The sequence below is a fragment of the Paenibacillus oleatilyticus genome, from assembly GCF_018998565.1.
Classification (GTDB): domain Bacteria; phylum Bacillota; class Bacilli; order Paenibacillales; family NBRC-103111; genus Paenibacillus_G; species Paenibacillus_G oleatilyticus.
Window position 1 is genome coordinate 75775 of record NZ_JAHNZO010000033.1, and the last position, 10334, is coordinate 86108.

The 10334-nt window shown below is 56.6% G+C and carries 10 protein-coding genes and 1 tRNA gene; 8 read left to right on the forward strand and 3 right to left on the reverse strand.

Annotated features, from left to right (window positions below; genetic code table 11):
• Positions 1-16 precede the first annotated feature (16 nt).
• From KQX66_RS30490 to KQX66_RS30505, 4 genes are read left to right on the forward strand one after another with little or no spacing between them, the layout of a single operon-like run.
• The gene (locus tag KQX66_RS30490; RefSeq protein WP_308647302.1) at positions 17-613 is read left to right on the forward strand and encodes a nitroreductase family protein; all 597 of its coding nucleotides are present in this window, start codon (positions 17-19) and stop codon (positions 611-613) included.
• On the forward strand, positions 585-1622 hold the full coding sequence (locus tag KQX66_RS30495) for a FecCD family ABC transporter permease (RefSeq protein WP_216797117.1): 1038 nt from the start codon (positions 585-587) through the stop codon (positions 1620-1622). The genes KQX66_RS30490 and KQX66_RS30495 overlap by 29 nt, the downstream gene beginning before the upstream one ends.
• Positions 1622-2647 (forward strand): FecCD family ABC transporter permease, encoded by a 1026-nt coding sequence (locus KQX66_RS30500; protein ID WP_216797119.1) that lies wholly within the window; start codon positions 1622-1624, stop codon positions 2645-2647. Before KQX66_RS30495 ends, KQX66_RS30500 begins: the two co-directional genes overlap by 1 nt.
• Before the next feature lie 39 nt (positions 2648-2686).
• Positions 2687-3658 carry an ABC transporter substrate-binding protein gene (locus KQX66_RS30505; protein ID WP_216797121.1) on the forward strand — a complete coding sequence of 324 codons (972 nt, stop codon included), beginning with the start codon at positions 2687-2689 and terminating at the stop codon, positions 3656-3658.
• A gap of 145 nt (positions 3659-3803) precedes the next feature.
• Here KQX66_RS30505 and gluQRS read toward each other — a convergent pair whose 3' ends face one another.
• Positions 3804-4757 (reverse strand): tRNA glutamyl-Q(34) synthetase GluQRS, encoded by a 954-nt coding sequence (gene gluQRS, locus KQX66_RS30510; protein ID WP_216797123.1) that lies wholly within the window; start codon positions 4755-4757, stop codon positions 3804-3806.
• A 208-nt stretch (positions 4758-4965) separates the two neighbouring features.
• Positions 4966-5042 (reverse strand) — tRNA-Asp (locus KQX66_RS30515).
• Between the two features lie 442 nt (positions 5043-5484).
• On the opposite strand from KQX66_RS30515, the gene KQX66_RS30520 reads away from it, so the two are divergent.
• From KQX66_RS30520 to KQX66_RS30535, 4 genes are all read left to right on the forward strand, one after another.
• Entirely contained in the window at positions 5485-5919 is a 435-nt protein-coding gene (locus KQX66_RS30520) for a DUF1641 domain-containing protein (RefSeq protein WP_216797125.1), read from the forward strand.
• 35 nt (positions 5920-5954) lie between these two features.
• On the forward strand, positions 5955-7133 hold the full coding sequence (locus KQX66_RS30525) for an NAD(P)/FAD-dependent oxidoreductase (protein ID WP_216797127.1): 1179 nt from the start codon (positions 5955-5957) through the stop codon (positions 7131-7133).
• An 84-nt stretch (positions 7134-7217) separates the two neighbouring features.
• Positions 7218-7796 (forward strand): TetR/AcrR family transcriptional regulator, encoded by a 579-nt coding sequence (locus tag KQX66_RS30530; RefSeq protein WP_216797129.1) that lies wholly within the window; start codon positions 7218-7220, stop codon positions 7794-7796.
• Positions 7797-7851: 55 nt separating this feature from the next.
• Positions 7852-8430: an NAD(P)H-dependent oxidoreductase gene (locus KQX66_RS30535; protein WP_216797131.1), complete on the forward strand. Its 579-nt coding sequence runs from the start codon at positions 7852-7854 to the stop codon at positions 8428-8430.
• A 51-nt stretch (positions 8431-8481) separates the two neighbouring features.
• Here the strand turns inward: KQX66_RS30535 and KQX66_RS30540 are convergent, their stop codons facing one another.
• Positions 8482-10005: an MDR family MFS transporter gene (locus KQX66_RS30540; protein ID WP_216797132.1), complete on the reverse strand. Its 1524-nt coding sequence runs from the start codon at positions 10003-10005 to the stop codon at positions 8482-8484.
• Positions 10006-10334 lie beyond the last annotated feature (329 nt).

Genomic DNA, 10334 nt, shown 5'->3' on the forward strand with positions numbered 1-10334 from the left:
CAGGGGGACAACTTTCGTGGAGACTGCGCAATTTCAGACGGCTCGGACGATCGTAGAGAGAAGATCTATCAAGCAATTCAAGCCGGACCCCGTATCGGAAGAGCTCCTGTATGAGCTGCTCAACATATCGGTATGGGCGCCTAATCATGGGCTCCGGGAGCCGTGGCGATTTATTTTATTCGTAGACGAAGGCAAGCGGACGCTGGGCGAAGCGATTGCGGGTCATGCCGTGAAGAGCCGTTCGCCGGAGACCTATATGAACATCCCGGCACACCTGCTGGTTGTTGTTCAAGAGGACCCGCGTCAGCGGGAGCGGGAAGAGGATTACGCGGCGGCGTGCGCCTTGATTCAGAACTTTCAGCTGGCCGCTTGGGAGCGCGGACTCGGCGTGATTTGGAAGACGGAGCCGTTTACGTTCGTCCCGGGATTCCTGAAAAGCGTCGGCGTCAAGCCGGGGGAAAAATTGGTCGGGCTCCTTCATGTCGGCTATCCGGAAGTGATTCCCGAGGCAAGACCAAGAACGCGTGCGGAAGAAAAGCTGACGGTCGTTCGCTCATCCACTGCAACGGAGGACCCGCATACCGATGGCTCTATCCCAACCGGCCTTCGATAAAGCGCCGATCCGGAGCCGTCCGTGGATGGCCACCGTCCTTCTGGCTGTCGGCATATGCGCGATCATGCTCGGGATCGGCACCTCGATTGTAACGGGGGTGGCCCATATTACGTTCGGAACGGTGTGGGATTCGATCGTGGCTTACGATCCGGGCAACGATCACCATGTCATTATCCAATCGCTGCGCATGCCCCGCGCGCTTGCCGGGGTATTGGTCGGCGCGGCGTTCGCCGTAGCGGGGGCGATCATGCAGGGGATGACCCGCAATCCGATCGCCGACACCGGACTGCTGGGAATCAATGCGGGGGCGGGTTTTGTTCTCGTCCTCGTGTTCGCGTTCTTTCCTTGGCTTCCCTTCGGAGCGATTATCGTATTCTCGTTCATCGGTGCGGGCTTAGGCGCGGGCTTGGTGTACGGCATCGCCTTCTTTGCCAGAGGGGGTTTAACGCCGCTGCGTCTCGTATTGGCCGGCGCCGTTGTCGGTTCGCTGCTGTCGGGTGTCAGTCAGGCGCTGTCGCTGCTGTTCCAAATCAATTACGATCTCGCCTTCTGGACGGCCGGCGGCATCTCGACGGCGGAGTGGTTTCAGGTATCCGTGATGCTGCCGTGGATTGCAGGCGGACTAATCGCCGCGCTGGCCGTCTCCCGGTCCGTTACGATTCTGAGCCTGGGCGAAGACGTGGCGGCGGGGCTCGGCCAACGGACGAAGCTGGTGAAAGGGATCGGCACCGTGGTGGTGATGGTTCTGGTCGGGGCATCCGTGTCTACGGTCGGAGGCGTCGGTTTTATCGGACTGATCGTTCCGCACATGGTCCGCTTTCTGGTCGGCGTCGATTACCGGTGGATTATTCCTTGCTCCGCCGTGCTCGGCGGTGTGCTGGTTGTGTTCGCCGATATCGGAGCGAAAATGGTCGCTCTGCCCTATGAGACGCCACTTGGCTCCATTATTGCCGTGTTGGGCGTTCCTTTCTTTCTATATCTGGCGCGCAAGGAACGGAGGGAGCTGTAGTGAGTACGGATACGTTCGTGCAGCATCGCGGCCGCCGCAGCCTCCGGCTGATCGTGTTGTTCGGCGCGCTGCTGCTTGTGCTGTTTATCGTTAGTATGAATACGGGGCGCTACAGTATGGCCCCGCTGGAGGTATTGCAGACGCTGCTCGGCGAAGGCAGCCGTAAGCAGAACATCGTCTTGTTCGATCTGCGCCTGCCGCGCATGATCATTGCCGTGCTGATCGGGGCCGGGCTTGCGGTGTCCGGCGCGGTGCTGCAGGGAATTTCACGCAACGGCTTGTCCGATCCGGGCATTCTCGGCATCAATGCCGGTGCAGGCTTCGCAGTCCTGCTGTTCGTGTCGTTCTACCCGGCGACCAGCGTGGCGCCGCCGTTTCTGATGCCTTTTCTCGCTTTGGCGGGCGCCGGCTTGTCCGCTCTTCTCATTTACATCCTGTCGTATAAAAAAGAGAGCGGCATTTCACCGACAAGGCTGCTGCTTACGGGAATCGCCGTAGGGGCCGGGATGAGCGCGGTCAGCGTCATTTTGACGCTGCAGCTCAATCCGCGAAACTTCGAATTTGTCGTCACTTGGCAAATGGGATCGCTGTGGGGCTCGAACTGGAAATTCGTCCTCGCGCTGCTGCCTTGGATCGTCATCCTGCTGCCGTATGTGTATTGGAAATCGAGAGTAATGAACGTGCTGAGCATGAACGAGCAGATTGCAGGCGGGTTAGGGCTCTCAGTCAACCGGGAGCGGCTTGTCTTAATGGCGGCTGCCGTCGGGCTGGCGGCCTCCAGCGTGGCGATTGGCGGCGGCATCGGGTTCGTCGGGCTGCTGGGCCCGCATATGGCGCGGCGGCTGGTCGGGCCGCAGCATCAATACATGCTGCCGATTACGGCAGCGGTCGGCGCGCTGCTTGTGCTCGCCGGGGATACGATCGGCCGGAGCTTTATGGAGAACACGGAGATCCCGGCAGGCGTGGTGATTTCATTATTAGGCGGTCCTTATTTTATTTATTTGTTAATGCGGGCCAAGGCGTGATTTGGATCATGGACTATTTTTCCAAAAGGAGATTGGGGAATGCGTAAACATCGATTCGCAGCCGGGTTACTTGCGCTGTGCTTGGCTTCGACCGGGCTTAGCGCTTGCAGCGGGCAGCAGAATGCGGCGGCGGGAACGGAAGCCGCGGGTTCCGGCCAGACCGCCGGTTTTCCGCGCACGATCAAGCATGCGAAGGGCGAGCTGGAGCTGAAGGAAAAGCCGGAGCGAGTGGCCAGCGTCGATATTATGGGTACGGACTACTTTCTCGTACTGGGAGTAGCACCGATCGTGTCGGAAGGCTTCGAAGGAACGAAAGCCAAGTCGCCGATTTTCGCCAAGTATGCGGAAGGGATGAAGGTGGTCGATCTCGGCAGCAAGACGAACCGGGAAACGCTGCTGGAAATGGACCCGCAGGTAATTGTCATGACCAGCACGGGCAAAGGCGCAAGCTTTGAAGAGTTCAATAAGCTGGCCCCTTCGATTGCCGTCGACTTTTCCTTGGATGCGGCGTCGAGGCTGATGAAATTCGCCGAAATCGTCGGCAAAGAAGAGAAAGCGAAGCAAGTGATTGCCGATTTTGAGAAGCTGAAAAGCGAAGCGAAAGCGGCGGTAGCTGGCCACAAGGGTGAAACCGCCCTGTTCCTCGTGGCAAACGGCAAAGATTTTACGGTGATGCATCCCAAGAACTTCCCGATTTACTACGAGGAGCTGGGCTTAACGCCTGTGGCGGGGCTGCCCGAGGACGGAAAGATCGGGGGGCGGATCGGCATTGAAGCGCTCAGCGAGTTCAAGCCCGATCATATTTTTATCGCCGCCAACCGCAGGGAGATGAAGGCCGAAGATCCGCTCGGCTTGATCAGCATTTGGAAGGACCATCCGGTGTGGAACAATCTCAAGGCGGTTAAGGAGAATCGCGTCTATCCGATCGACACGCTGGCCGGAGATACGTTCTTTCTCGGGCAGGTAGCCGGGCTTCAAGCGATTAAAGACCATCTCGGTACGAAGAAATAGAGAAAACGAAGGACCGTTCCGCTCCTATGCAGGAGAAGCGAAGCGGTCCTTTTCCGTGGAGTATTTTTGCAAAAGCCGCCGTTTCAGGCGTGGTCTCAACCTGACGACAGCGGCTTGTTGATTCGTGTGAACGGCTTCCTATTGCTCAGCCCAAGGCCAGGGCTTCTTCGCTAAAGGCAATTTGTTCGCCGGAGAGGCGTTCCAGCGAGAAAAGCGGGACCAGCTCGGCCGCTTGTGCCGGTTCGGGGCGGTCGAGCAGACCGGCTGCATAAGCCAAGTAGCCGATCAGGCGTTCCGGAGGAACGCCGGCGGCGCGGAGAGCGGCAAGCGAGAGGCTGCGGTTCCGCTTGGACAGCCTGCCGCCCTCTGGCGTACAGAGCAGCGGGACGTGGCAAAAGCTCGGCGGGGTCGCCTCCAACAGCTCGTACAGGACGAGCTGCCTCGGGGTCGAATCGAGAAGATCCGCCCCCCGCAGCACATCGGTGATCCCCATGGCGGCATCGTCGACAACGACCGCCAGCTGGTAGCTGAATTGACCGTCCGCGCGTTTGACGACAAAATCGCCAAGAGCGCCGGGCGGTACGTGCTGTACGCCCGCCATGCCGTCCGCGAAGGAGATGGAGCGCTCCGGAACGGCCACACGCAAGGAGGGAGGCTTAACCTGGGCCTTATGTCTGCGCTCCTCCTCGGTGAGCGCCTTGCACAGCCCGGGATAAACCGCGCCTTCCGAGGCAAGGCCGTGCGGGGCGCTGGCGATGGCGGCCAGCTCGGCCCGGCTGCAGTAGCAAGGATAGAGCCATCCTCTGCGCTGCAAGCGTTCCACGGCCTGCTCGTACAGCTCCAGCCGCTCGCTTTGCAGATAAGGGCCGTAAGAACCGTCGGTGGCCGGACCTTCGTCCCAGTCCAGTCCCATCCAGGTTAAATCATCTACGATGAGCTGAGCATATTCCGGACGGGAACGAGGCCCATCGATATCCTCGATACGCAGAACGAACGTACCGGAGGCGTGCCGCATTTGCAGCCAGGCGAGCAGCGCCGTGAAGGCATTGCCGATATGCATCGGTCCCGAAGGCGTCGGGGCGAACCGTCCGCGTCTCATCGAATCACCTCGCAGGTATACAAAAAAGAGCAGGATCTCCCCTGCCCGGTTGTTTATGTATGATAAATGTCGTCTTGCAAACAATGATATTAATGGCGGAGCCGACGGGATACTCTCCGTTTCACTCCGAGACTGCGAAGTAACGCTATCGAAGTGAACGCTCCGACGAACCCTGTGGGTTCTCATCCCTTACAATGAAGTTAATCAATGGCGGAGCCGACGGGATTCGAACCCGCGGTCTCCTGCGTGACAGGCAGGCATGTTAGGCCTCTACACCACGGCTCCGCGTTAGGGACAACTATGATAATAACACAGCCGCCCGATTTTAGCAAGGAGCTCAGAGAGAAGCATAGGCCGGGTGAAGGAAGCCGTACCGGTCCCGGAAACTAATCCGCGGCCGCTCGTTTCCCAGTTCTTTCGGTTCCTGACTACAAATGGACACATTCCTGAAATTGAACGTTGGTTAGTCACAAAAAATTCACAAATGTCGAAATTTGTTTTTCCACGGCTCTCTCTTCGGAGGTATAATCTATAAGTATATAGGGTTCCGTTTCGACCTGTTCATGCTTCCGAAAATGTGAAAATTGTAACAAGCGTGAGGGAAGGCCTCCGAAGGGCTTCTCCTCGCTTCCTATATTTTCGAGAAAAACATGATGTTTGCATCGCCTGACCAGGTATCGACACAATTAACGGACTTCTATTCCAAAGTAAAGGAGGACGTTCTCTAATGTCAGTAGCATCCACTCAACAAGCGGTAGTTGCAGCCGAGCCCACCCGGGAATCCTTGGATGTGCTTGATCAGTTGATGAAGCCCGAGGTGCAGGAGTCTTTAACGGTGTTGGTCGAGAATTTGCCGAAGCTGGCGGAAATGGTGACCATCCTCACCAAAACGTACGATTTGGTGCAAAATGTAGCTACGGACCGCGTATTTATCGAAGACATCAAAGGCGGCGTCGAAGAATTCGTGAAGCCGATTCAGGACACAGCCAAAAATTTGGCGTCCGCGGCAATCGAAGCGAACGACCGTGCACAGGACGAATCCACAACGATCGGTCTGTTCGGTTTGCTCAAAATGCTGAAAGACCCGCAAGTCCAAAAGATGTTCCGTTTTTCTCAGGCATTCTTGGATGTCTTGGCTGAGCGCCAGCAGCAGCGTCAATAATATAGGAAAGCTGAATCAAGGAGCGGATGAACAGGATGGCTAAGCAAATTTTGATACTAGGCGGCGGCTACGGCGGATTGCTGAGCGCCCTGACGGCCCGGAAGTACATGACGGCGGAAGAAGCGGCGATTACGGTCGTCAATCGTTATCCGACGCATCAGATTATTACGGAGCTGCACCGGCTGGCCGTGGGCAACCTGACGGAGAAAGCGGTCGCGCTGCCGTTGGAAAAGCTCTTGCGCGGCAAAAATGTCAATCTTCAGATCGATACGGTCGAAGAGATTCGCCCGGACCAGAAAGAAGTTCTGATGGCCAGCGGCAAAACGTACGATTACGATGTGCTCGTTATTGCTCTCGGCAGCGAAACGGCGTTCTTCGGCATCCCGGGTCTGAAGGAGCACAGCTTCGTTCTGAAATCCGTGAACGACGCCAACCGCCTTCGCGCGCATGTGGAAGCTCGCATCGACGAGTACAGCCGCACGAAAAATAAAGCCGATGCGACATTCGTTGTCGGCGGCGGCGGCTTGACCGGCATCGAGCTTGTCGGCGAATTTGCGGACATGCTGCCTAAGCTTTGCCGCAGCAAAGGCGTCGACTTTAACGATATTTCCCTGTATACCGTGGAAGCGGGTCCGTCTATTTTGGCTGGCTTCGCACAAGAGCTTGTCGAGCGTGCACAAACGAGCCTCGAAAAGCGCGGCGTGAAGTTCCTGACTGGCGTTGCGATTACGGAAATGCAGGAGAATATGGTATTCCTGAAGGACGGCAGCTCCATCGAGACGAACACGCTCGTATGGACCGGCGGCGTACAAGGTAACTCCGTCGTGGCTAACTGCGGCATCGAAGTCAACCGCGGCCGCGCAACGGTAACGGAAGGCTTGCAATCCACGTCCCATAAAGACATCTTCCTCGCCGGCGACAGCGCGGTCGTTATGGGCAACGAAGGACGTCCTTACCCGCCGACGGCGCAATTGGCTTGGCAAATGGGCGAGACGATCGGACATAACATTTTCGCTTACTTCAACAACGCGCCGATGGATACGTTCACGCCGGTATTCTCCGGTACGCTGGCGAGCCTTGGCCGCAAAGATGCGATCGGTACGGTCGGCGGAAACCAAACGCGCCTCAAAGGCCTTCCGGCTTCGCTGATGAAGGAAGCAAGCAACATGCGCTATTTGACTCATATCAACGGTCTGTTTACTTTAGCTTATTAATTTTAACAAGAGGGTGCCCTGTCGGGTGCCTTTTTTGTTTACACTGCTCTTGCTTTTTGGTTAGCGTTTACTTACAATATGGTCATGATGAAAAAGCCTCATATCGATAGCAAGAAAAAGGATATTTTGCAGGCGGCCTTGCGTCTGTTCGCCACCAAAGGGATCGATGGCATTTCCGTCAAAGAGATCGGGGATGCGGCGGGCGTCACCGATGCCGCCATTTACAAGCATTTTAAAAGCAAGCAGGCAATGGCGCTCGAAGCGTTCTCCCATTACTGCGGCAGCTATACGCGCTTGATCGACTATATGACCGGGCAGCCGGGGACGTTTCGCAGCCGGTTCCACCGCTTGATCGATGAAGTGCTGCGCATGCATGATGAGGAGCAGTACGGCATGCTACTGCTTGCCCAGCAGCACGAAATTTTCGTGGAAGCCAGCCGCAGCGGAGAGAGACAGCTATTCGACGCCCTCATTGCTTTCATCGAGCAGGGCATCGAGCGCGGAGAGATTCCCAAGCAGGATGCCCGATTGTCCGCCGTGCTGATTATCGGCGCATTCAATCAGATGGCGCTCTCCAGCCTGCACGGGGAACTTCCGGCCCGCCTGGAGCCGCTGGCAGCGGAAGTGAAACAGAGGTTTTCCCACTTATTAGGTCAGCTTTGACCTTTTTTTTACATACAAAGTTAGTGAACGCTAACCAAAAGGAGCGAGTTCAGTCATGAAAAAAGTTTTGATCGTACAAGGAAATCCGGTGGAGCACAGCTATGGATGGGCGCTTGGAGATTCCTATGCGGAGGGAGCTGCGGCTGCCGGGGCCGAGGTTCGGGTGATTCGTCTGGCGAAGCTGGATTTTAACCCGAATCTGTCGGGCGGTTACAAAAATAAGCTTCCATTGGAGGACGATCTGGTCAAGGCGCAGGAATCGATTCGGTGGGCGGAGCATCTGGTCTTTACGTATCCGATCTGGTGGGGAGGTCCGCCTGCGCTGCTCAAGGGCTTTCTCGATCGCGTCTTCCTGCCGGGGTACGCTTTTAAATACAAGAAAGGCTCTTCGCTGCCCGATCAGCTGCTCAAAGGCAGAACGGCGCGGCTGATCGTGACGATGGATGCGCCTGTCTGGTATTACAGGCTCGTGCAGGGCCAACCGGGTCATCGGATGATGAAGGTGTCCACGCTGCAGTTTTGCGGCATCCGGCCCGTCAAGGTCACCTCGATCGGTCAAGTCGGCAAATTGACGGACCCGGAGCGGGAGCATTGGCTGGTGAAAGTGAACCGTCTGGGACAAGCTTTGGCGTAAGCAAAAAGAAGCCTGTGTCTCCACGAGGGGGATACAGGCTTCTTGCGCATATCAGTGGGAAGCTGCCGCTTCGGCCGCAGGGTCCAGCTTTTCCTTGCTCATCGCGAAGGCTGCAACCAGCGCCAAGCCTGCCGGGATCAGGCTCCAGGCAAACGTCAGGACGACCGAGGACGATAGCCCTTCCGTGATCGTGCCCAGCGCTTGCGGAGGGATTTGGGCCCGGGTCGCCGGGTCCAGCAGCGCATGCGGGTCGCTGAAGTCGATGCCCTTCGGGGCGCCGGTTTGAGCGCTACCTGTAAAGGCATCCGTCAGCTTCCGGGTCAGCGCATGGCTCTGGATGATGCCGAATAGCGTGATACCAAGCGTCATCCCGAGCGAGCGAAGGAAATTGAGCGTAGACGTCGCCGCTCCGCGCTGGCTGGCCGGGAACGAATGGATCGCTGCGTTGCTGAGCACGGAGAAGGAAGCTCCGATTCCGAGACCCGTCAAGATCATGTACAGCGTGACGATAAAACGCGACGACTCCGGTGTTAAGGTCGTGAGAAGGGCAAGACCCAGCACAAGCAGGGCCAGCGTCGGAATCATGATCGACCGGAACGGCATCTTCGTCATCAAGAAGCCGCCCAAGGTCGCCGTCACGACCGAGCTGAGCATCATCGGCAGAAGCATGAGGCCGGAATTGGTGGCCGTTCCGCCAAGCACGCCTTGAATGAAGATCGGAATATACACGGAGGCCGTAATGAACGCCGCCCCGCTCAAGATCCCAACGGCATTGCTTGAGGCGTAAAGACGGTTCCGGAACATGCTGAACGAAATGATCGGCTCTTCGGCGCGTTTTTCGACGAACAGGAACAGCAGGGTAAGGACTGCGAATCCGGCGAACAAGCCCAAGATTTGAACCGAGCCCCAAGCATACTGCTTGCCGCCGAGCTCCATCGCGAACATGAGGCAGACGACGGCTCCGACCAGCGTCATGGCGCCCCACCAGTCGATCCGCTGCTTCGAATGAACCGGCGATTCTTTATAGAAGAGCGCAATCATGACAAGCGAGATGAAGCCAAGCGGCAGGTTGATATAGAAAATCCAGCTCCAGTGGATGTAATCGGTAATGTAAGCCCCGAGCAGCGGGCCGAAAATACTGGACATGCCGAATACCGCGCCGAATAGCCCGCCGAGTTTTCCCCGGTTCTCCGGCGTGACGGTGTCGAACATGATCGTGAACGCAATTGGCACCAGGGCCCCGCCGCCAATGCCTTGAATCGCGCGGTAGATGCTTAATTGTACGATCGAAGTCGCCGTTCCGCAGAGAACGGAGCCGAGCATAAAGACGATGATCCCAAAGACGAAAAATCGTTTGCGTCCATACATATCGGATAGCTTGCCGAAGATCGGCATCCCTGCCATTTCCGCCACCATGTAAGCGGAGGTGGCCCAGACGAATTTATCGAGTCCGCCGAGCTCGCCGACGATCGTTCCGATCGCAGTCGCCATGATGGTATTGTCCATCGAGGCCATCAGGATTGCGAGAAGCAGCCCCGCTACGACCATCCCGGTTTTGTTGTTTGTTTTGCTCATGAGTCGATGTCTACCTCCGATATGAAATGTTTTAAGCTTTATATACATACTATACCTTAGCCTAACTGACAACTGGATGTCAGGATTCAGCGGATGGATATAAAGTTTTTTTGGAGAGATGGGGAATGTGGGGGGACTGGCAAAAGAGGGTGTGTTTTCACATGGCGGACGAATTTTGGCGAAAAATGTCCTGTTAGAAAAGTATTCATGGCTAAAACGTAAGCGGAGAAAAACCACCGATTAGCTTGACCGGTGAACTGTAACCTCATTTATGGACAGTGTTGAAAAACGGTATTGAAGCCTTAAGCAGCTAGGAGATGACTTCTGAA

Bases quoted from the DNA above. Each gene is read 5' to 3' on its own strand.
- KQX66_RS30535 (WP_216797131.1), top strand. From the start codon at position 7,852: ATGAAAAAAGTTTTGATCGTACAAGGAAATCCGGTGGAGCACAGCTAT.
- gluQRS (WP_216797123.1), bottom strand. From the start codon at position 4,757: ATGAGACGCGGACGGTTCGCCCCGACGCCTTCGGGACCGATGCATATC.
- KQX66_RS30540 (WP_216797132.1), bottom strand. From the start codon at position 10,005: ATGAGCAAAACAAACAACAAAACCGGGATGGTCGTAGCGGGGCTGCTT.
- KQX66_RS30505 (WP_216797121.1), top strand. From the start codon at position 2,687: ATGCGTAAACATCGATTCGCAGCCGGGTTACTTGCGCTGTGCTTGGCT.
- KQX66_RS30495 (WP_216797117.1), top strand. From the start codon at position 585: ATGGCTCTATCCCAACCGGCCTTCGATAAAGCGCCGATCCGGAGCCGT.
- KQX66_RS30525 (WP_216797127.1), top strand. From the start codon at position 5,955: ATGGCTAAGCAAATTTTGATACTAGGCGGCGGCTACGGCGGATTGCTG.
- KQX66_RS30530 (WP_216797129.1), top strand. From the start codon at position 7,218: ATGATGAAAAAGCCTCATATCGATAGCAAGAAAAAGGATATTTTGCAG.
- KQX66_RS30520 (WP_216797125.1), top strand. From the start codon at position 5,485: ATGTCAGTAGCATCCACTCAACAAGCGGTAGTTGCAGCCGAGCCCACC.